Below are 21971 nucleotides of genomic sequence, written 5' to 3'. Positions count from 1 at the left end.
GTTGTGAAGAGTTGAACGGAAACGTTGAACGGGTGCGGGCGGGGCGGTTAGCCTTGCACCTGCTTGAGGATATTCCGGGCGTACCGCGCCTTCTGCGAAGAACCGGTCAGCGTACCCAACCAGGCACGCAGCGGCTCATCCACGAGCTCCACACGGGTGGCAGGGTCGAGAGTCGCCAATGCCTGGCTGAAGGCGCCCAGCAGCTTACCGAGCGAGTTCGCCCCGGTATCCAGGTGCGGGATGAGGCGCGCGAAGAAGCGCACCGCCCGGCGTGCATCCAACTGGGCGAAGTCGGTCAGGGCGAGCGCCCAACGGTTCAGCATCGCCAGCGGCACAAAGTTCACGAAACCTGCGGTGGCGTCCTCAAGGCTGAGCTGGTCGTCCAGCACGCGGTGCATGATTTCCACGGCAAGGGAACGAATCTCGACGCGCTGCTCCGAGAATCCCGCGGCAAACACAAAGGCGCATGCGGGACCCCACGCGCCGGGGTGCGCCGCCAAAGCCAGGTAGAGTTCGCGGTCGAAGGCGGAGTGGTCCAAGATGTACCAGTTGCTACCGGCGCAGTAGTACGCCAACGGTTCTGCCCGCGAGGGGTAGAGCAGGGCGTACTGTCCTTCTTCGTCGTGGTGGGCGGTGGCGAGGCCCCGGAAAGCGTTCAGCTCGGGGGTGGAGGCGCCGTCCTGCACCCCGTTCAGCTGAAGGCCCCAGCTGGTTTCCCTCTGGGATACCGTGACGGATTCCAGGTAGGGGTTGATACGCCCGGTGGCGAGGGTGCCGTCGAGGGCGGAGCGGAGCACGCGAATCTGGGTAGGAGCAGAGCGCGGAGCGTCCTCCTGAGCGTTCTTCACGTATTGCTCTTCGAGGCTTTCAAGCAGAGTCAGCGCCTCAGCGCGGCGGTGCTCAGCATCCTGGCGCTGCTCGTCGGTAGCGTACGGAGGCAGTACCTCCGGCATGCGCACACGCAGTAGCGCCGCCGTGAAATCCTGGCGCAGGATGGTGGCTCCATCAGCCAGGTTCTTGGCGTACCGGCGCACCAGGGTATCCGGATGCACCCACCCGCCGAACAGCTCAGGGGCGGCGAGCGGCGTGTAGCTCTGCCTGCTCTGCAGCACGCCGAGGGCGTCCTTGAATCCGGTGCTGAAGAACGCGGCGTGGCGGGAGTACATGTAGTGCAGGTTCGGCACCGTACCGGGGTCTTCCTTCGGGGTCATCTCCGACGCCTTCGGGCGCTCACGCAGCTTCCCGGCGGCGGCAAGAACCGTCATGTGCGCGCGCATGTCGAACCATGTCAAACCCCAGTGGTTCAGCTTTTTCAGGCAGAGGGGAACAAGCTGTTCGAGCAGGTTTGGGCTCTGCGCGGTGCCGTCGGCGCTGAGCAGGTAGGCGGTGAGCAGTTCCAGTTCCAGCTCGCATCCGGCGTGTGTTTCGGGCTGGTCTGCTTCATTGAGCGTATCGGGGGTGGCGCAGGGCGCAACCTGATGGTGCAGGAGTGCACGGACGCGTTCTTGCACGTCGGATGCGGTAACGGGGCGCACGGGGGTGTCCCAGTACCGGTGAATTACGGCGCGGGAGGCGGCAAGCGCCTCCGCGGCGGCGGCCTCAATGTCAGCAGCTTCAGTGAGGGCGGCGTCTTCCGTGCCGCTCCCCTGGCTATTCTCCGGGCTGTACCCATCTTCGAGGAGCGGCGAGCCCTCTTCCTGAATCTGCGCCAGCACTAGCGGATCGAGCTGGGGTCGGTAGTCGCGGTAGAGTTCGCGGGCACGCTCGGCGAACACGACAGCGTCGGCGCTCGCGTCCTCAGCGGCACCAGCCTGCACCCATTCTTCAAGGTGTTTGAGGGCGGCGGCCTGCACCTGCGCGTGGGTGTGGCTGAGCGCCATGACCACGGCGTCTTCGCAGGCGGCAGCGTCGAGGGTTCCCGCCCGGTAAAGAGCCTGGAGCATGGTCAGGATTTTAAGTGCGTTTGCTTTGGTTCCGGCGCATACGGCGGGTGCCGCGTAGGCGAAGGCGGTAGCATCCAGCGCCTGCGGGTTTTTGCTCCAGAGGCGGTGAATATGCTGCACACCAAGGGTTACGCTCGGGCCGATGGGCGAGGAGAAAAGCGTCAGAAATTCGCTCTGACGTGCCGCAATTTCTTCGGCGGTGAGTTTGAGCCCGGTGACCAGGCGTGAGAACCAGCCGACCCGGTACGCCGGGAAGTCGCTCATGAGGGAGCTCAGGAGCGCATCAATGAGGCGGTCACGGCTGATCAGCCCGGTTTTGGTGGCTTCGATGAGGGCGCAGGACCAGCCGGGGTTGTTGACCTTCTGCCCGGGCTTGTAGGAGTCGCGCTGGGTGAGGGATACATCCCGGTTACCTTCGACGGCGAGCATGCCCCAGATGAGTTCTTCGCGGAGCTGTTCGTCCTCGCGCAGTAGCGGGAGGATCAGTTCGCGGTCGCAGTTAATGAGGGCGGTGTAGTATTCCTCGTTGTGTTCGAGGACCGCCCCGCCGTAGAGCTCAGCTAGGCGCATAGCAACACCTCCGGTGAACCAGCCGAACTCTGCGTAGGCTTTAACGCGGTCCTGCGTGACGGTTCCGGGCGTGTTTTTACCGAGCTGGGAGCCGTATGGGGTGGTGACAATGTCGAAGTACTGCCAGCGGCGGTAAATCTGTTCGAAGGTACCGCCGACCGCCAGGATGTTGGCGAGGTTGCGGTTGAAGTGCATGATGTCGCTCCAGGTTTTCTGCTGCCTGGTGAGCGGGTAAATGACTTCGCCGGGGAGCGGCTCGGTGATAACACCTTCGGGGAAGGTATGCGTTTCGGGGCGTTTGCTCATGGTGGTCTTTCGGGAGGAAGCTGAGGGGAACTCTCGCGGCAGAAATTGTGTGGCTCAGATTTTCGCCGCAAGAGTTCCGTACGGTGCGTGTTTTGTTCGGTGCTGTTCGTTCACTAGTACGCCGGGGCGTTAACCCTAGCCGGCGGCGTGTTCGCGGTAAAGAATACTGACCGCCAGGGCGTGCTTGCAGGGGCCGCGCGTACCGCGGTACTTCAACCACCAGGGGCAGGAGCAGAGGTACCCCTCCACGGCGTACGGGTCGGCGGGCAGCATCACGGTGTACGTATTTGCGCCGCTGCGCACACTGTACTCGCCGGTGCCGTGCTCCCCCGCCCCGACCCGCTCAATAGCGCCGGAGTCGGCGAGCTTTTTCGCGCCGACCAGGCGCGGGTGCATGGCGGTCAGCGCCTCCGGATGCACGGGCAACGGGCGGTGGAAATACTCGCCAGCGTGCGCGTCAAAACCAACCTGACCGGAGGAAGCCAGCAGGGCGAGGGCGTCGCGGGTTGCCGCCTCATCCAGGCCGGCACGGGCAGACATGACGGGCACGTCAATGCGCGGCTCGAAGGAAAGCAGCACGCTAAGCATGTCAGCGTTCTGGGCGGTGTTCGGGTTAGACAGCGCCTGCAGCACGGATCCCTCACCGGAGAACCCGCGTGACTTTTCGGGGCTCAAACCAATGCTCAGGCGTGCGCCGGGCAGGTGCGCCACCCACACGCTGGGCACGGGCGCGTTACCGGCGCTCACGGGCTCACTGTACGCGTCCAGGCGCTGAATGTGGCGGATGAGCGGTTCAAGCACGCGCAGACGCTCGGGGCCCGCCACGCATACGGATCCGGCGGTGGCGCGGGTGGCGAGGCGCAGGGAACGCACCGCGCGGGTCGCCCACAGGACCGCCTTGGTGCTGGAGTTACGCGGCAGGGAGTGGATGAAGGTTCGGGCGGCGGCGGCGTCCAGGCTGTGCACGGGGCTCATGCGGGATGAGAGCATCTGCGTTTCTGCAAAGCCCTTGAGCCAGCGGATGGGCAGCGGCACTTTTTCTTCCATGACGGAGCCGTCAAGGGTGGTGGTAAGCAGCCCATCGTCGCCAACGTTCAGGTGGATGGGCTCCCCCGCCCTGAGGGAGGCGAGCGCGGCACGCAGGGGCGGGTTGACGTCTACGTTGGTGACGCCTACGGCGCTGTGGCTGGCGTCGAGTGCGCTGGAGTCAACGTCGAGGCGCGCGTACACTCCGCAGCAGGCGCTGAAGGATTCGAAGCGTAGGCCTTCGGCGGTGCTGGTGACGACGGGGTCTGCGGCGCGTAGGGCTCCGGCGAGGGAGCTGGGCGGCACGTAGAAGCGGGTGCGGGCGACCCTGGCGACGACCAGTAGTGCGGTGGCGTAGACGTCTGCTCGTTCAAGGAACCCGGAGAAGAAGTACGGGTGGGAGGCGGCACCTTCGGGGGTGCTGCCGCCGCTGGTGGCGAGGCTGAGCGCGCGGGAGTCGGCGCCGTCGATGAGGGCTGACGGGGCGGTGTACGTGTAGTCGAGGGTGTAGGCGCTCATGGCTTCTTTGCCTTTCGTATGTGGTGTATACGTCCTATCATGCCGTAAAGATTCGCGCCCCGCTACCGCTTTCGTCATTACCGTTTGGTGCATAAAAAAATCCCCGGCATTCTCGGTTGAGAAGTGCCGGGGAGAAGCTCTATTGGCTCACCTTCGGTGGGGTGGGCGTGGGCTCTGATGAGAGGCTCTGACTAGACGACGATTTGGCCGTTGAAGCGCATTGCCAGGCCGTACAGGACCACTGCGATAACCCAGATGACGATCACGGTGACGGTTAGGCGGATCAGGTTCTTAGACGCCATACCGGAGGAGTTCAGGGAGTTGGTCATACCGCCGCCGAACATGTCGGAGAGGCCGCCGCCCTGACCGCGGTTGAGCAGCACAAGCATCACTGCGATCACGCTGGTGATGGCGATGATGACCATGAGTACGTTCATGATGACGTCCATGGGGACCTTCCTTCGTTGTCTTCTGGTGGGGTGCCTGGGCTGCGGGGCGCAGACAGACGGGTTTAACTATACGCTACAGCCGCCATTCGGTCACGTTGAGGCGGCTTTTTACGCGGCGCGGTTGCTGCGGCGCTGGTATTCGCTGGGGGTCAGCTGCAGTGCGGCGGGTCGGTCGGTGAGCACACGCTGGGCGGTGAGTTCGTCGCCTTCGGTGTCGTAGGCACGCACGTATCCGCCGTCGATGAGGTAGTAGGTGAACTGCTGCGCGGCTGCCCAGTAGGCGCCTCCTTCAGCGTAGAAGCCCTGGTCTACCCAGTCGCACAGGGTGAGGGTGACGGGGATTTCCGGTGAGGAGGTGCGGCTGTAGAGCTGGTCGAGGAATGCTTCTCGGCGGCTCTCGAAGTACTGGTATTCGGGCGAGGGCTCCTGGTATTCTGCGCCGCCTGCGTAGCCGATGTTGCCGCCTTCGTTGCCGGGTAGGCGCGGGGCACTCACTTTGCGGTTGCGCAGGTAGCTGTAGAGGATCATGCCGACGAGGGCTGCGATGACCAGGGAAAAACCAAAGCTGAACATGCCGTTAAGTGTACGGGGCGAACCGTGGGGTCGGCGTATTCTGGGCGGGTTTTGCGGTTAGGGGCGAACGCGCCCGGCTCTTCTCCCCCGCCTCATACACCCTCCTCTTACGCCTGACTCATGCACCCGGCTCTTACGCCCGCCTCGTACATCCACCGCTATCTCGGTGGCGGTTAAATGGTCCAGCGCCCGGTCGGGTGGGTACCCGCCGGGCGCTGTAACGCTATGAGACGCTGTGGTGCGTCGGGGTTTTATGCGTCGAAGCGTGCGATTGCTGCGAACTCGTCAGCCTGCAGGGATGCGCCGCCGACGAGCACGCCGTCCACATCTTCCTTGCCCATGATGGAGGGTGCGGAGGAGGACTTGACGGAGCCGCCGTAGAGAACGCGGACCTTCTCTGCAACGTCTGCGGAGTAGAGCTTAGCGATTTCTGCGCGGATTGCTGCGGACATTTCCTGTGCGTCGTCTGCGGTTGCGACCTTGCCGGTGCCGATTGCCCAGACGGGCTCGTATGCGATGACGAGGGTTTCTGCCTGCTCTGCGGTCAGACCTGCGATGGAGCCGCGCAGCTGCTCGAGGGTGTACTCGACGTGGGTGCCTGCTTCGCGGATTTCGAGGGGCTCACCGACGCAGAGGACGGGGGTCAGGCCGTGCTTGTATGCTGCCTGGACCTTTGCTGCGCACAGCTCGTCGCTTTCGTGGTGGTAGGTGCGGCGCTCGGAGTGGCCGACGAGCACGAAGGTTGCGCCGAGCTTGGAGAGGAATGCGCCGGAGATTTCGCCGGTGTATGCGCCGGAGTCGTGGACGGAGAGGTCCTGGCCGCCGTAGAGGATGTCCAGCTTGTCGCCTTCGACGAGGGTCTGCACGGAGCGGATGTCGGTGAAGGGCGGGAAGACGGCTACTTCGGTTGCGGAGAAGTTGAAGTTTGCGTCGTCGAGGGTCCATGCGAGCTTCTGGACGAGGGTGACTGCCTCTGCGTGGTTGAGGTTCATCTTCCAGTTGCCTGCGATGAGGGGCTTACGCGACATAGTTCGCTCCTTAGCTTTCCCGCGCGGTATGCTGGGCGGGGTTGTTGTTCGGAATTTTCCTTTTCTATTTTAGAGGGTTGGCGGCATATTTTCACTGGTTCGGCGCGGTTTTATGCTGTGCCTTGACTATTCTCACCCCGCGTTCATCAGTTTCTTTCGACCCTTGCCGTTTTGCGGGTTCTGTAGCCATTTAAACGGGTGCAGGGGAAGCCTCATGGTGGCTTCCCCTGCGGATGCACTTCCTCGGTTTCTAGAGAAACTACAGCTGCCCGAATCCTTGCGGGTAGATCGGCTCGTAGGTGTTGCGGATGCTGTAGCCGTCGCGGTCAGCCACAATCACCCACTGCCCGCGCAGATGCTCCACAGCCAGCGAGAAACGCCCCAGGTACCTCAAATATTTGTGAATATCCTGCTTCTCGCCCGTCTCCTTAACATAAAACGCGAGGTTCGTAGCCTTATTCGTGTACAGGGTGCTCACCAGGATATTTCGGCTCGTATTTTTAGGTTTCTCACCCGCAATAAGATCATCAACAACGTTGGCGCTCAGCACGTTCTTGTCAGCCGAAATAACCCATCCGCGCTTCTCCCTGTACAGGCGAAGAATTTCGGGGTGCAGCACCTTTTCCGGGTCCGTGACCTTAGAAAGAGGCTCCGTATCGCCCGTGTGGTAGAAGTAATTCATCGACGCGAAGTAGTACGCCAAGAACGCGTACAGGCCAGCGCGGTCGTAGTTATCCATTCCGGGCTGTTGAATAGGGTACGGCACGTTCTGCGCCGCCTGCGCCTCGGTAGCAGGAATGAAGCGCCCCTTACGTTCGAATGCCGTATAAACCAGCGGCCCGGAGGAAGGCCCCAAGCTGTGGAGTTCATCGTACTTCTCCGTGGGTTCCAGTCGCACAAATTCCTGGTCACGCTTCTTATCGGCCTGGGACTCCGAGCCTGTCCCGTTGAGCAGTTTAGTGCCCCAGCCAAAAGCTATCGCGACGAGGGCGGCACCAGCGAACACGCCAGCCCGTATAAACTTGGCGCGAGTGATCACAGACCTCATGAGCGCTCGTTGCTCGTTGTATCCGGGCCCGCCGTATCCAGGTCCGCCAAAGTTATTCGTCATGCTTCTCTCCCCTCCCCTAGCTCAGGCTATTTTCTGAAATGAATTGGACGGGCCTCCACTCATTCGTGAATTGTGTGCGTAGAGTCCCGTGTATTGCGCCGTCACGGATCAGGCCGCGCGTATCAAAATCAGTGATGGGGTACACCTGGTTTGTGTCTTTGCGGTACACCTGAACTTCGGGAAGAATATCGAACCGCACGTTCCATTCCACAATTTTTAGCGTCTCGTAGATGAGGCGCGGCTGCCCTTCCAGAAGGTTCATGGTCAGAATCTGGGGGTTAGGGGTAATGACCCAGCCTTTACCTTCTTCGTAGAGGTCCTGGATGGTGGGGAAGAACATTTCTTCACTGATATTGTCGATCCTCAGAACGGCAGGTTCCGATGCGAGAATCATGTAATTTTGGCAGGCGTAGTAGTAGCCCAGGTAGGGGCGCAGGTTTGACACCTTGTAAGCATTCGGCGTGTACCTCACGCCCGGGGCGGGTGCCGAGTAGGCGGGGTGGTCCCGGTTTGCGGGTGTGTAGGGCCCAATCACGCCATCGGCAACGTACGGGTATGTTCCGGTGTAGTCTTTTTCGTCAAAGAGCGCTTGAGCGTTGACGGTCATTCTTTCCCTCCTTGGATTCGATGTTCACTAGTTGCCGTTTTCACGAGCTGCCGAGGCGGTTCTGGGCTGCTCGGGGCGGTTGGGTTCAGCACCTGGGCGTCTTCGCCCGCCTGTATTCGCTTGTCTGTATTTGTTTGCCTGTGGAGGTGCGTGCGCCCCCTGCTTCGCTCCCCCGCAGTAACCGTATGGGTACCGCCCGGTGAGCGCCGGGAACCTCTACATTTCTAGTCTAGTAAAGCCGCCTCTAAGCCTGCCGGATACAAGCCGCACATCTAGGGAATCCACAGCATATAGCCAGGAAACAGCCCCGCCCATCTGCCCGCGCAGGATTATCCGAGCATGAGCGGGCATGCAGAAACCCCCGCCGGAACGGTACCGAAATACCGCTCCAGCGGGGGTTCCCTACACTAAAACCGTGTACTAAATCTGTGCACCCAGATTAGGCGCCCAGTGCCTCCAGGCCGGGCAGGGTCTTACCCTCAATGTACTCGAGGGAAGCGCCACCACCGGTGGAGATGTGGCCGAACTGCTCATCCTTGAAGCCCAGGTTACGGACTGCAGAAGCAGAGTCGCCACCACCAATGATGGAGAATGCGTCAGAGTCGACGATAGCCTGTGCCACCGCGCGGGTACCCTCAGCGAAGGGAGCAATCTCGAACACGCCAACGGGGCCGTTCCAGAAGATGGTCTTCGCAGCCTTAATCTTCTCAGCGAAGATTTCGCGGGTCTTGGGGCCAATGTCCAGACCCTCAGCCTCTGCGCCGAGCTTGCCACCGGTCAGATCCTCAATGGGGCGGATCTCGGTGTTAGCGTCAGCGGAGAATGCGTCAGACCAAACAACGTCAACTGCGGTGATGATTTCGGTACCCTTCTCGGGAGCTTCCTTCAGGTAACGCAGAACGTTCTCGACCTGGTCCTTCTCCAGCAGAGACTGGCCAACCTCGTAGCCCTGTGCGTATGCGAAGGTGTAGCCCATACCGCCACCAATGAGGATGGTGTCAGCCTTACCGATCAGGTTGTCAATCACGGCGAGCTTATCGGAAACCTTAGCGCCACCCATGACCACAACGAAGGGACGCTCGGGGTCGTTCAGGGTCTTAGCCAGAACGTCAACTTCCTTCTTCACCAGGTCACCCAGGTATGCGGGCAGACGCTTAGCAACGTCGTAGACGGAAGCGTGCTTGCGGTGAACCGCACCGAATGCGTCATTCACGTATGCGCCGTTCTCGCCGGTCAGTGCGACCAGCTCGTCGGCGAATTCGCCGCGCTCTGCGTCATCCTTGGAGGTCTCGCGTGCATCGTAGCGAACGTTCTCAACGACCAGAACTTCGCCGTCAGCCAGGGCTGCTGCCTTAGCCTTTGCGTCCTCGCCTACCAGGTCGGTTGCAACCTTCACGGGCACGGATGCCAGCTCAGCCAGGCGTGCAGCTGCCGGTGCGATGGAGTACTGGGGGTCAACCTTGCCCTTGGGGCGGCCCAGGTGCGCGGTCACGATAACGCGTGCGCCAGCCTTGGCAAGCTTCTCAATGACGGGCAGGGATGCGCGGACGCGGCCGTCGTCGGTGACAACGCCGTCCTTCAGGGGTACGTTCAGGTCGGAACGGACGAGAACGTGGCGGCCTGCGACGCCTTCTTCGAGCAGTTCGGACAGTGCCTTAGCCATAGGAATTCCTCCTGGATAGGTGGGTTTATATACCGTTTCCATCATACCGAACATTAGGGTGATTGACAGCCTAGTAAATAGCTTTTATATGGTGTTTTTCCGCAGAATATCGCGGATATTCGCACTCTCTATCAGCTATTTTCTTACGGTATTTTTGACCCAAAAGGGCGACGGAAAATAGTATGTTTATACGTTTTTTGGGTTTTATTCAAAGCCCTCATAAAGGGTCTTGGTACAGCAAACCCCGACTCCCCCGCTTGATGCGGTGGTGCCGGGGTTCACTATGCGTTAGTTACGCGGGGTGACGCTTACACTTGGTGAGCGTCGTAAGCCTATTGGGGCTTAGAGGGATGCCACAACCTTGTTGGTGAACATCACGAGGCGTGCAACGTAGCCGTACTCGTTGTCGTACCAAGCGATAACCTTCACCTGGTCGCCGATGACCTTGGTCAGCGGTGCGTCGAAGACGGTGGAGATGGGCTCACCCTCGATGTCCTTGGACACGATGGGATCCTCGTTGTACTTGATGATGCCCTTCAGGGGGCCCTCAGCTGCTGCCTTGACTGCTGCGTTGACTTCCTCAACGGTGACCTCGCGCTCAGCGGTGAAGGTCAGGTCGGTGATGGAGCCGGTGATGGTGGGAACGCGGACTGCGAAGCCGTCCAGCTTACCCTTCAGCTCGGGCAGAACCAGGCCAACAGCTGCTGCTGCACCGGTGGAGGTGGGGACCATGTTCACAGCTGCTGCGCGTGCACGGCGCAGGTCGCGGTGGGGAGCATCCTGCAGACGCTGGTCAGCGGTGTATGCGTGGATGGTGGTCATCAGACCCTGCTTGATGCCGAATGCGTCGTTCAGAACCTTAGCCATCGGAGCGAGGCAGTTGGTGGTGCAGGATGCGTTGGAGACGATGTGGTGGTTAGCTGCATCGTACTGGTCGTCGTTCACGCCCATGACGAAGGTGCCGTCGATGTTCTTACCGGGAGCGGAGAGGATAACCTTCTTAGCGCCAGCCTCGATGTGGGCCTTTGCCTTGGTACCGTCGGTGAAGAAACCGGTGGACTCGAGGACTACGTCAACGCCCAGGTCCTTCCAGGGGAGGTTCTGGGGGTCGCGCTCAGCGAGGATCTTGATTTCCTTGCCGTCAACAACCAGCGCGCCTTCCTTGACCTCAACCTCTGCGCCGAAGCGACCCATGATGGAGTCGTACTTGAGCAGGTGTGCCAGGGTCTCAACATCGGTGAGGTCGTTGATTGCGACGATCTCGAAGCCGACGCCCTCGGTCTGAGCTGCGCGGAAGAAGGTGCGGCCGATGCGGCCGAAGCCGTTGATTGCTACGCGTACAGTCACTGGAGTATCTCCTTGTCAGTGCGTTGGTGGCGGTGTACAAATCCGATGCCTTGCAGGCTCTGGTTTAGTCGGATTCGTCCGTGCTCTATGTTGCCCGGTGCGTTCCGCCGTTGTTGGTAATAATCCTACCCTAGTTTGTGTGTGTTTTGGTGTGTTATATCGAGAAATTTTTGTGAGTTGCGCCATAAAAACCGGCAAAAACCCGTTGTTTTCTGTTGGTTTGCGTTGTGTTCATGCTTAGAAAATGTTGCGATACGGTCACGGCAACATAAACACACATGAAACGCACATTTACTAAAAACCGCGCCATATCAAGGCAAAATCTGAGGGTAAAAAATACCCTTTCACCTGCGAATGGGTTTCAATGACGCCCCATGAGCTCGCACGCAGTGCAATTTCTCACCCGAAAACAGACGAGCCCAACGTAAGACACACCACAGCCTCAAAACGGGTTAAATACGCTCCCGGCACACAGTTTTCGTGTCGTGTTTCGTGTCGCCCGCGGCGCATCATACGGGACACCGCATGAGCACACCCGCGGACGACACACAGCACAAGTACACCGCACGAGCACACAGCACAGGGTCAACACGGGCACATCGGAAAGGCAGCTAGTACACGATCCTAATAAACGACCAGCGCCACAGCACCCAGCCCCGAATGAGCCGACAACACCGGCGGCAACGCACTCACCAAAAACTCCGGCGCCGAAGAAGCGGCAGCATCATGGACTAGGGAGCTCTCCCCCAGCATCTGCTGAACCTGCTCATACAGCTGCAGCGCCTGCGCCGCATTGCCCACATGATGCACCGCAACCACCTCACCGCGCGGGGATGCGGCAAGTGAAGAACTGGCGGGGTCGGCGGTGGTAGAGCCCACTGAAGCCGAGCTGAGCGCCGCCGCATGCTGATGCTCACGGCAGGTCTGCACGGTCACCTCCACCAGGCGCTCCAGAGCGCGCGCCGCAGTGCGGGGACGCTCCACATACGCCAGCTTGCCCTCGGTAATCGTGCCAATCGGCTTAATCTGGAACATCTGCCCCACCATCGCCAACGCCGGGGAAACACGGCCACCGCGGCGCAACGCATCCAGGGTCGGGATATAGAAGTAGAGCGTGGACTGCTCGCAGACGGACTGAATGTAGTCCACCAGCTGCGCGGGGGTCGGATAGTCAGGGCTCGGGTAGTCAGGGCTCGGAACAAAATCAGAGGAAGCAGAGTTCAGCATCTCCAGGGCGCGCACCACCGCATGACCGTAGGCACCGGCGACCGTGCGGCTATCCACCACGCTCACGCCCTTAGAACCCAGGCGGCTCAGGCGGGCACCTGTGCGTGCCGCCTCCACCGTGCCCGAGAGCTCACCGGACAGATGCACAGACACCACATGCGTAAAACCTCGCGACGCCAGCTCGTCATACACATCAGCAAACACGCCCGGTGCGGGCCCGGAAGTGCTCACCGTCTGACCCATCACGTGCGCAAGCATAATCGCCTCATCCACCTCGGCGGCGGTCAAATCCTGCAGCTGACGATCCGGCTCACCGGGCGTGCGAATGGTCACCGGCATCGGAACCAGCATAAAATTACCGCGAGCGCTCAGGCGCTGCACGAGCTCCGGGTCGAGGGCGGCGGCGCTATCGGTTACCACGGCAATGCGGCTATCCTGCTCGTGTGCAGGATGCGCCTGCTCAGCATGTTCCTGCTGAGTATCCTTCTGGCTCATTGGTCCCTCTCCCCTGCTGGTTATATTCACGACACAACTATTGTGTCTGGCGTCTCATTGCGGGCTTCTACCACCATAGCCCCGACAGGGCGGAACGTCCAGGTTCAACGCGCTAAAGACCGCGTTAACGACGCAAGCCCCGCCGCACCTCCGGGTTCGTTCCACAAAACGAACCGAAGCCACAGCGGGGCTTGTACTTTATCTAAGAAACTTCTTTATCTAAAAAGCTTAGATCACGATGTTCACGAGCTTAGGCGCACGCACAATCACCTTGCGGATCTCGGCGTCACCAATCGAACGCTGAACAGCGGCATCCGCCAGAGCCAGCTCCTGAAGCTCCTGCTCGGAAATGTCCTTCGCAACCTCCAGACGAGCCTTGACCTTGCCCTTAATCTGCACGATAGCGGTGACGGTGTCATCCACCAGCAGAGCCGGGTCAACCTCGGGGAAGCCCGCGGTCAGAACCGGGGTGTCGTGACCGAGAGCGTGCCACATGTCCTCAGCGGTGTAAGGTGCGTACAGAGACAGCAGAATAGCGACAGTCTCAGCAGCCTTACGGACAGCCGGGTCAGCCGCACCAGCACCGGAGTCAATAGCCTTACGGGTAGCGTTCACAAGCTCCATGGTCTTAGCAACAACCACGTTGAACTTGCCGTTATCCAGCAGGCCCTGAACCTCGTGCACGGTGCGAGCAATCAGCTTCTGCAGCTCCAGGTCACCGGTGGTTGCGTCAACGCCGGGTTCGCTGGTGACGTCCTGAGCCACACGCCATGCGCGGGCCAGGAACTTCTGCGAACCGGACGGGGAAACATCCGCCCAGTCCACGTCATCCTCGGGCGGGGACGCGAAAATCATGGTGGTGCGGATAGCGTCCACACCGAACTTGTCGAGCTGCTCACCCAGGTTCACGCCGTTACCCAGCGACTTGGACATAGCCTTACCGCCGTTGAGCACCTGACCCTGGTTCATGAGCGCCTTGAACGGCTCATCGTGCTTAATCAGGCCCAGGTCGCGAACAACCTTGGTGAAGAAGCGTGCGTACAGCAGGTGCAGAATAGCGTGCTCCACACCGCCAACGTACATGTCGACGGCACCCCACTCGCTCATAGCCTGCGGGTCGAAAGGAGCCTTGTCGTAGTTCGGGGAAACGTAACGCAGGAAGTACCAGGAGGAATCCACGAAGGTGTCCATGGTGTCCGAGTCACGGCGAGCCTGCTTGCCACACTCGGGGCAAGGCACAGTCGCCCAGTCATCGGCAGCGGCAAGAGGCGACTGGCCCTTAGGAGCCAGCTGCTCACCGCGCAGGTTATCGGGCAGCAGCACCGGCAGCTGATCCTCAGGAACCAGAACCTCGCCACAATCCTCACAGTGAATCACGGGGATGGGGGTACCCCAGAAACGCTGGCGGGACAGCAGCCAGTCACGCAGACGGTAAATGACCTTACCCTCACCGGTGCCGGCAGCCTCAACCAGCTCAATAGCCTTAGCGAGCGCCTCAGCCTTCGGCAGGCCGGTCAGCTCACCGGAGTTGATGAGCACGCCGTCACCAGCTGCGGCAATACCGCTGGTAGCCGGGTCCTCAGCACCCTCAACGTCCAGGACCTTCACGATGGGCAGGTCGAACTTCAGGGCGAACTCAAGGTCACGCTGGTCGTGCGCGGGCACAGCCATAATCGCGCCGGTACCGTAGTCAGCGAGCACGTAGTCAGAAGCCCAGACGGGCAGCTTCGCGCCGGTCAGCGGGTTAATCGCGTAGCGGCCGGTGAACACGCCGGTCTTCTCGCGGTCGGAGGACTGGCGGTCAATATCGCTCAGCGCCTTAATGTCTTCACGGTACTGCTCCAGGGCAGCCTTGTGCTCGGGTGCCACAATCTGCTCGGCGAACGCCGCATCCGCAGCAACCACGATGAAGGTTGCACCATACAGGGTGTCCGGGCGGGTGGTGAACACGGTGAAGGACTCAGCAGCCTGGTCCTCGGTCGCCTCAATCTCGAAGCGCACCTCAGCGCCCTCAGAACGACCAATCCAGTTGCGCTGCATGAGCAGAACACGGTCGGGCCACTTGCCCTCCAGCTGCTCCATGTCGTCCAGCAGCTGCTGTGCGTAATCAGTAATCTTGAAGTACCACTGGTTCAGCGACTTCTTAGTCACGGTAGTACCGCAACGCTCACACGCACCGTTCACAACCTGCTCGTTCGCGAGCACGGTCTGGTCCTTGGGGCACCAGTTGACCATGGAGTCCTTGCGGTACGCCAGGCCCTTCTTGTAGAACTGCTCGAACAGCCACTGAGTCCACTTGTAGTACTCGGGGTCCGAGGTGTGCAGGCGGCGGCTCCAGTCAACAGCAATAGCGTAACGCTTGAAGGACTCAGCCTGAGTCTCAATGTTCTTGTACGTCCACTCCTTGGGGTGAGTGTCGTTCTTAATGGCTGCGTTCTCAGCGGGCAGGCCGAAGGAGTCCCAGCCAATCGGGTGCAGAACATCGTAGCCGCACTGCTTGAAGTAGCGGGCGTTCATGTCACCAATAGCGAATGCCTCCGCGTGACCCATGTGAAGGTCACCGGAGGGGTACGGGAACATATCCAGCACATACTTGCGGCCCTTGGGGGCGTCACCGGTGGGCTGGAAAACCTTCGTTTCGTCCCAGTAGGGGCGCCACTTGGCTTCCATAGCGCGGAAGTCGTACGCATTTTCGTTGCGTTCGGTCTCTACCTGAGCAGACACAGCGATTCCTTAAATAAAGACAGGTTGATAAAAACTTAACCCTCCAAGTGTAACGCGAAACCCGCACCGCGCCAGAGTTGAGGCCGAGCCGACTACCAAATGGACGACACCACCCGCCCGACCACCTGCACAATCACACGCCCAACCACCGATGCGGCAGGCGGGTTTCAGAGCCCTTTCAGGCTTCTCCCCTAGAATTAAGAACGGGACTTTGCCGTCCCAGTACCCAACCCGCGAAAGGTACCCATGACCTCCACCGTTACCCCGGACTCCCCCAACACCTCAGTTCTTGAGGGTGTGCCCGGCCCGCTCATTCCCGGTACCCGCCACGACGCCCTCATTGGTGACGGCGCGCAGGCGGTCATGACCCGCTACTGGCAGTACGGCAAAGGCATGAACGACGGAACCTTCCCCGAAGGCTCCTACCCCGTGCTGCTCGTGCACGGCTTCCGCGGCGACCACCACGGCCTCGAAATCATCGCGAACTACCTGCTGAAGCTCATCCCGAACGTCAGCATCATCAGCCCCGACCTGCCTGGCTTTGGCCGCTCCGCAGACCTGCCCGAAGGCGCTCAGAGCAAAAACACTCGGGACGAAAACAGTCAGGGCGAAGACAACATCAACGCGTACGTGGCGTGGCTGAACGACTTCGTGGAACACACTAACCCCGCCCGCGAGAATGCACAGCCCCTACCGCTGCACCTGGTCGGCCACTCCTTCGGCTCCATCGTCACCAGCGCCTTCGCCGCCGCACACCCGAACTCGCTCGCGCTCCTCTCGCTCATCAACCCGATTAGCGAGCCCGCCCTCGAAGGTAGCCAGCGCGTCGCCTCCCGCCTCGCATCTCTCTACTACCGCGCCGGCGCGGCACTCCCCGAAAAAATCGGCTACCCGCTGCTGCGTTCGCAGCTGATTACCCGCGCCTCCAGCGAAGTCATGATGCGCACCAAAGACAAGGCAATGCGCCGCTTCATCAACGGCCAGCACGCCGCCTACTTCGGCTCCTTCGGCTCCCGCCGCGGAGTGCTCAGCGCCTACGAAGCGTCCATTACGCACACCGCCGCCGAATACGCCGCCGCAATCCGGGTGCCGGTGCAGATGCTCGTCGCCGAAGACGACGACCTGGGCACCCCCGAAACGGCTCGCGCCATGTACGCGACGCTGACCTCCCGCAACCTGCCCGCTACTTCGACCGGTGCCCGCGAGCGCCTGGACATGATCCCCGAAGTCGGGCACCTCATCCACTACGAAACCCCTCGCCGCGCCGCGGAACTCATCGCCGATTTCGCCGCCGGACACTCAGGGAACGAGAAGTAAGGAACCAACATGAAACTCATGGTTGACGCCCGATACACCCGTATCGGCTTCCACGACGGCATCAGCCGCTACACCGCGTCCCTGCTGGGCGCGCTCAAAACCCTCATTGACACCGGTGACGAAGCCGCCGCTGACCTTGACCTGACCATGATTATCAGCGATGAGCGTCAGCTGGACATGCTGCCGGATTTGCCGCACGTGAAGATCTGCTCGCCCACCGGCCCGCTCGAACCGACCGCAGCCCTGCAGCTGAATAAGTACGCGCCGGACGTGGTGTTCTCCCCCATGCAGACCATCGGCTCCACCGGACGCAAATTCAAGCTGATTCTCACCCTGCACGACCTGATCTACTACTCGCACCCGACCCCGCCCGGGTTCCTGCCCGCACCGGTGCGCGTGGGCTGGAGGCTCTTCCACAAGACCTACACCCCGCAGCGCTTCCTGCTCAACCACGGCGACGCGGTCGTGACTGTTTCTGAGTCGACCGCCTCGCTAATTCGTGAGCACGAGCTGACCACCAAGCCGCTGTTCGTGGTGCCCAACGCCCCGCAGCCCGGCAGCGTCGTCTCCCGCCAGACCGCGCTGGAACGCGCCACCACCCGCGAAGAGCAGCCCGTCAAGCACCTGGTGTACATGGGTTCGTTCATGCCGTACAAGAACGTAGAAACCCTGCTGCTGGCGATGCGTTCCCTGCCGGATTACCGCCTGCACCTGCTGTCGAAGATGCCGCCGCAGCGCCTGGTGCAGCTCACCGACGAACGCCTCATCGGTGAGAACGTGGAGGTGCACAACGGCGTGAGCGATGAGGAGTACCAGCAGTTGCTCCGCCAGGCGCACGCCCTGGTGACTGCCTCCCGCGAGGAGGGTTACGGCCTGCCCGTGGTCGAGGCTCAGGCTGCCGGTTGCCCCGCGGTGATTAGTGACATCCCGATTTTCCGTGAGATCGCGCCGCACGCCGTGTTCGCGCCGGTTGACGGTGCCCCGGAGGCGCACGCCGCCGATTGGGTGAAGGCAATCCGTTCTCTGGAGGACACCGCCGTTCGCGAGCGCGTCATCATTGACGGCCTGTCGGATGTGCGCCGCTACTCCTGGCGCGACTCGGCGCTCAAGCTGCTGGAGGTTGTGCGCGGGCTCTAGAGCCTGCATTGGGCAAAGAAATGCCGCCGCACTCCCCCGGTTCTTGGGAGGGTGCGGCGGCATTCTCGTATTTGGTTTGTGGTTGCCGGTAGGCGTATGCGGCTTGCGGCAAAGGTTCACAGCGGCGGTTCGCTACACACTTCCTCCGCGCCGACGCAGGGAACCCGCCCTCGCAGAGCTCGGGCACCCTGAGGGCGCATCCGGAAGGTGCAATCTCACCGCATCACACCGGAGCAGAAATCCTTAGACCGTAGCAAAGCTACCGGTACGAGCCGCTTCCTTCGCGGCCAGCTCATCCGCGTGACCGTACGCGTAGAAAATCTTCGCGTCATCCAGCTCAGCAAAACGAGCCAGGTAGCGACACACCGCGCCACGCTGAGCCTTCGTCATCGAGGACAGCAGTACAGGGTCCGGGTGAGTAATGCCGTTGTCGCGGCTCGGTGCCGAATTGCCGAACTCGGGCTCGTAATTAGAGGTGATATTGGTGAAACTCATCGGTGAGTACCTTTCCTTAGGGCGTTTCTTAGGGTAGCGCCGCAACAATGCAGACGCTACCGGAGGCAACACCGCGAAAAGAACCTACGGAGATCATCGGAAGTCTCTTCGCAGTAGTGGTTGTGATACCTCTAAACTACCCAAGAGCTAATCAATGTTCAAGAACCATCAGGGAACGCCCCCATAGTGGACACGTTCCCGGTTGTCAGGAAGAAATCAGGGGCATCATAGCGGCATGGGACCGCCGAGTTCCCAACCGAACTAAAGCCCACCCGAAAGCCAATGTGAAAGCCAGCCCGAAAAGCAGAAATGCTGCCGCACCCACAAAGAGTGCAGCAGCATTTCTAAAAACTAATTGTGCAGGCTACGCCATAGTTGCGTAGAGACCGCGTTCAGCATCCTTACGAGCCAGCTCGTAAGCGTGACCGTACGCGTAGAAAATCTTTGCGTCATCCAGCTCAGCGAAGCGCGCCAAGTAGCGGTAAACAGCTCCTCGTTCTGCGCTGGTCATGTCGGAAAGCAACACGGGGTCCGGGTGCATGACGCCGTAATTATGTACAGAAGCAGACCCGCCGCATGCAGGTTCGTATGCGGGGGCGATCATAGTCTGAGTCACCAGTATTCATCTTTCGTTGGTGCGCACGGTTGTGAAGCGTACGCGAAGTTGAGTGATAGATACTGCCAATACCACCTCGACAAGCGCCGAAATAGTATCCGCAGTGCTGAATATATTACCGTGGATACGGAGACTACGCTAATTAGGAGCACCTAGAGCTATTATCAACCACTAAATGCACAAAGGTGCATAAAATGGCGGATGTGTGCCCACGCCGAGCGAGACTAATCTACATCCCGTTCGCCTGTGCTGTACTGGTCTGGACTGCATAAGTTTGAGACGCGCCCTTCTCCCCTGCGCTCGCCAAGGCTTCATCTTCGTCATCATCCTCGTCACCATCAAGACCCAGAAGGGCCGTCACCATCGGTAGAGGATTGAACTCGCTCAGCTGACCCGTACGGTCCACCTTGCGCATCATGAACGCACGCTGCAAACGCCGCTGAGTCCACGGCGAAAGCACCATCATCAGCAGCGCCTCCACCACAAAAATGCTGACCAGAATCCACAGCAGCAGATCCGAAGAACCCGCCTGCTCGCGCAGCTGCTGAGCATCCGCCGCCAAACGGTCGAATCCCTCCGAATGCAGACGCGACGTATCAAGCCCCGTCAACGCGGACAGGCTCACCGGCGACGCCACATTCAGCAGCACCGACAGCATCAGCAGAAGCACCGCATACAGCCCGTAATGCATGGTGCGCATCCACTTCTTCACGCGCGCAAAACCGTGGTTCAGTTCCGTACCAATATCGGTGAAAGCCGCCGCTTTCTGCGCCTGCTCCCCAGCCGGCATCATGTGCGGAATCAGGCGGTGCGAAAGCATCAACGGCACCGGCGAGCACGCATCAAAATACTGCATGTGACTATTCACCGACGGGCCCGGCAGGGTCACAAAAGTGACATCCACACCGGCGGGCTGGGTAATATTCGACCTGCCGATACTGTCACCACGAGCGGAAATCTCGCACCGGTCAGCCACGTCAAGGCCCTGCAGCATCGGCGCGTAGGCGCGCACATACAGGTGGCAGGCGCTACGCACAGACATCATGAGCACCAGAATCAGCGCACACCACACCACCGCCGAGACGGGCGTCAGCTCAGGCACAGCACCGGCGAAACGCAGCTTCGCCAACGCCAGCATGAACAGCGCAAAAATCATGAAAACGCCGTGCACGAAGAGTAGCGGAATCAGCCACTTCACGTAGGCGCGCGTGCCGTACGGGTTCACCAAGCGCACATCCGCCGGGGTGTTTTCTGAGGTATTTGTGGAGGCGACTTTCTTGCGGACAATACGCACCCGGCCCTTCAAGGCGCCCGGTACGCTCGCTACCAGCGGCACCACGCTCAACGTCAGCGGAACCAGCATCGCATGATGCAGTAGCGAACGGTACGGGCCAAACAGCAGGAACGCCTCCACCAGCCAGGAGAACGCCGCGACCGCGCTCACCCACAGCAGCATGGCACGGTTACGGTAACTACCGGTTGCGTCCAGGTGCCCCAGAATGTCGTTGCGGTCACTAGCGATAATGCTAATCGGGACCACACCGCTACCCAGGCCGTAGAAGAAACGAATCGGCTTCTTACCCGCCGCCGCACGGCGACGCAGAAGCTCATAGCTCAAATATCCGCCCTGCGAATGGGCAATAATACCCACCGCATCGCTACGGGAACTCAAATCGTCCAGCTGACGATCCAGACGTGCATAAATACGCTCCAAATCGCGCGACTCCGGGCTGGTCGCCGTCTGAATCAGCTGCGTCGGAATAGCCTTCACCAGCACCCACAGCTCACGGGCACGACGGGCCAAAACCCAGCCCACAATACCCAGGCCGAGCACCGCCGCAAGACCCGTAAACGCACCCTGCGGAGTGCCCAGGGACGCCACAAAAGCATCACGGAAGGTCATCACAGTCATCGCCGCCAGCACCAGCCACAGCGCCACGTTCATGAACCGCGCCGTAGAACGCAATAGGTGCCCGGCGCGTTCACGCCAGGTCACGCCGGGGCGCTCATAGTAGAAGCAGAACATCAAAAACAGCGGTAAAACCGATGCCAACCAGGGCAAATGCTCCTTCAACGGGCGGTAATGCCTGGGTCGCCAGAAGCCCTCCTGAAAGAGGAGGCTACGGCGAGTGACCGTGCGCACCGGGTGCGGCTTCGGCTGAGGCAGGCGCGGAAATTCAATATTGGGCAGCTCGATGTTCGGTAGTTCGATGTTCGGGATCTCTACCTTGGGAAGCTCAATTTTCGGCAGCTCAATCTTAGAGAGCTCCACTTTAGACAGGTCAACCTTTGGCAGTTCTACCTTTGGCAGTTCCACCTTGGGCAACTCAAAACTAGAGAGATTAAAACCGGCACCTTCCGGCGCGGGCAGCTCCTCGACCGGGTCGGCGGGGTACTCCGTGCGCTCAATCGTCAACGAATATATCAGCTCGCTGTGGTGGCTCAGCGGGTTCACCTCAGCGGCAGGCGGGAGGGTATCGCCGTCAGGAATCACCTCAACACGAACCCGCGCAGAAGCCTCCGCCTCGGGGTTCTCTTCGGAGAGGGCGGCAGAGGAGAGAGCCACAGAATCCGCACCCGTGTTCAGCGCCAACAGAGTCTGCACACTATTCGCCACCGGCTTGCCAAAATACGCGAGCGTCACGCCGTGATTCTGGTAGCCGATACCGTGAACCAGCAGCACCGCCGCATCATGGTGCTTACCCTTGCGGTGCAGGGCACTCTTCGGATGCACAGAAGCATACTCAGCCAGCCGCCGCTGCTCACCGTCAGGCAGCGCACTACCCTTCAGCAGATGAGGCACCTTCGACATGCCTCT

16 protein-coding genes are annotated in these 21971 nt (G+C 60.7%); 2 read left to right on the top strand and 14 right to left on the bottom strand.

Annotated elements, in window-relative coordinates; all coding sequences use genetic code 11:
• Positions 1-47: 47 nt before the first annotated feature.
• The 11 genes from QZ822_RS00145 to leuS form a co-directional block, all read right to left on the bottom strand.
• A complete protein-coding gene (locus QZ822_RS00145; protein ID WP_294641705.1) occupies positions 48-2819 on the bottom strand; it encodes a DUF6493 family protein in 2772 nt (923 codons plus the stop codon).
• 135 nt (positions 2820-2954) lie between these two features.
• Positions 2955-4364, bottom strand: coding sequence for an SWIM zinc finger family protein (locus tag QZ822_RS00140; RefSeq protein ID WP_102033804.1), 1410 nt, complete (start codon positions 4362-4364; stop codon positions 2955-2957).
• A gap of 191 nt (positions 4365-4555) precedes the next feature.
• The gene (gene secG, locus QZ822_RS00135; protein WP_005506130.1) at positions 4556-4813 is read right to left on the bottom strand and encodes a preprotein translocase subunit SecG; all 258 of its coding nucleotides are present in this window, start codon (positions 4811-4813) and stop codon (positions 4556-4558) included.
• Between the two features lie 108 nt (positions 4814-4921).
• Positions 4922-5386, bottom strand: a complete 465-nt coding sequence (locus QZ822_RS00130; RefSeq protein ID WP_294641703.1) for a hypothetical protein — start codon at positions 5384-5386, stop codon at positions 4922-4924.
• Between the two features lie 251 nt (positions 5387-5637).
• Positions 5638-6414 (bottom strand): triose-phosphate isomerase, encoded by a 777-nt coding sequence (gene tpiA, locus QZ822_RS00125; RefSeq protein ID WP_005509126.1) that lies wholly within the window; start codon positions 6412-6414, stop codon positions 5638-5640.
• Between the two features lie 259 nt (positions 6415-6673).
• Positions 6674-7462: a DUF6318 family protein gene (locus QZ822_RS00120; protein WP_294641701.1), complete on the bottom strand. Its 789-nt coding sequence runs from the start codon at positions 7460-7462 to the stop codon at positions 6674-6676.
• A gap of 79 nt (positions 7463-7541) precedes the next feature.
• Entirely contained in the window at positions 7542-8132 is a 591-nt protein-coding gene (locus QZ822_RS00115; RefSeq protein WP_294641699.1) for a DUF6318 family protein, read from the bottom strand.
• Between the two features lie 439 nt (positions 8133-8571).
• The gene (gene pgk / locus QZ822_RS00110) at positions 8572-9795 is read right to left on the bottom strand and encodes a phosphoglycerate kinase (protein ID WP_005509129.1); all 1224 of its coding nucleotides are present in this window, start codon (positions 9793-9795) and stop codon (positions 8572-8574) included.
• A gap of 342 nt (positions 9796-10137) precedes the next feature.
• Positions 10138-11142 (bottom strand): type I glyceraldehyde-3-phosphate dehydrogenase, encoded by a 1005-nt coding sequence (gene gap / locus QZ822_RS00105; RefSeq protein ID WP_049337668.1) that lies wholly within the window; start codon positions 11140-11142, stop codon positions 10138-10140.
• Positions 11143-11766: 624 nt separating this feature from the next.
• Positions 11767-12864, bottom strand: a complete 1098-nt coding sequence (locus QZ822_RS00100) for a DegV family protein (protein WP_294641697.1) — start codon at positions 12862-12864, stop codon at positions 11767-11769.
• 228 nt (positions 12865-13092) lie between these two features.
• The gene (leuS, locus tag QZ822_RS00095; protein ID WP_294641695.1) at positions 13093-15588 is read right to left on the bottom strand and encodes a leucine--tRNA ligase; all 2496 of its coding nucleotides are present in this window, start codon (positions 15586-15588) and stop codon (positions 13093-13095) included.
• 246 nt (positions 15589-15834) lie between these two features.
• Between leuS and QZ822_RS00090 the strand changes: the two genes are divergently transcribed.
• A complete protein-coding gene (locus tag QZ822_RS00090; protein ID WP_294641693.1) occupies positions 15835-16905 on the top strand; it encodes an alpha/beta fold hydrolase in 1071 nt (356 codons plus the stop codon).
• A gap of 9 nt (positions 16906-16914) precedes the next feature.
• On the top strand, positions 16915-18042 hold the full coding sequence (locus QZ822_RS00085) for a glycosyltransferase family 1 protein (RefSeq protein ID WP_005509133.1): 1128 nt from the start codon (positions 16915-16917) through the stop codon (positions 18040-18042).
• A 243-nt stretch (positions 18043-18285) separates the two neighbouring features.
• Here QZ822_RS00085 and QZ822_RS00080 read toward each other — a convergent pair whose 3' ends face one another.
• The 3 genes from QZ822_RS00080 to QZ822_RS00070 form a co-directional block, all read right to left on the bottom strand.
• Positions 18286-18537, bottom strand: coding sequence for a hypothetical protein (locus QZ822_RS00080; RefSeq protein WP_049327136.1), 252 nt, complete (start codon positions 18535-18537; stop codon positions 18286-18288).
• A 364-nt stretch (positions 18538-18901) separates the two neighbouring features.
• A complete protein-coding gene (locus QZ822_RS00075) occupies positions 18902-19153 on the bottom strand; it encodes a hypothetical protein (protein ID WP_049327135.1) in 252 nt (83 codons plus the stop codon).
• Between the two features lie 229 nt (positions 19154-19382).
• Positions 19383-21965 carry an aconitase gene (locus QZ822_RS00070; RefSeq protein ID WP_294641691.1) on the bottom strand — a complete coding sequence of 861 codons (2583 nt, stop codon included), beginning with the start codon at positions 21963-21965 and terminating at the stop codon, positions 19383-19385.
• Positions 21966-21971 lie beyond the last annotated feature (6 nt).

It is taken from the genome of uncultured Rothia sp. (assembly GCF_916715725.1).
Taxonomy (GTDB): domain Bacteria; phylum Actinomycetota; class Actinomycetes; order Actinomycetales; family Micrococcaceae; genus Rothia.
Note: the sequence above shows the minus strand (reverse complement) of the source record. Positions and strands in the feature narration are given on the sequence as shown.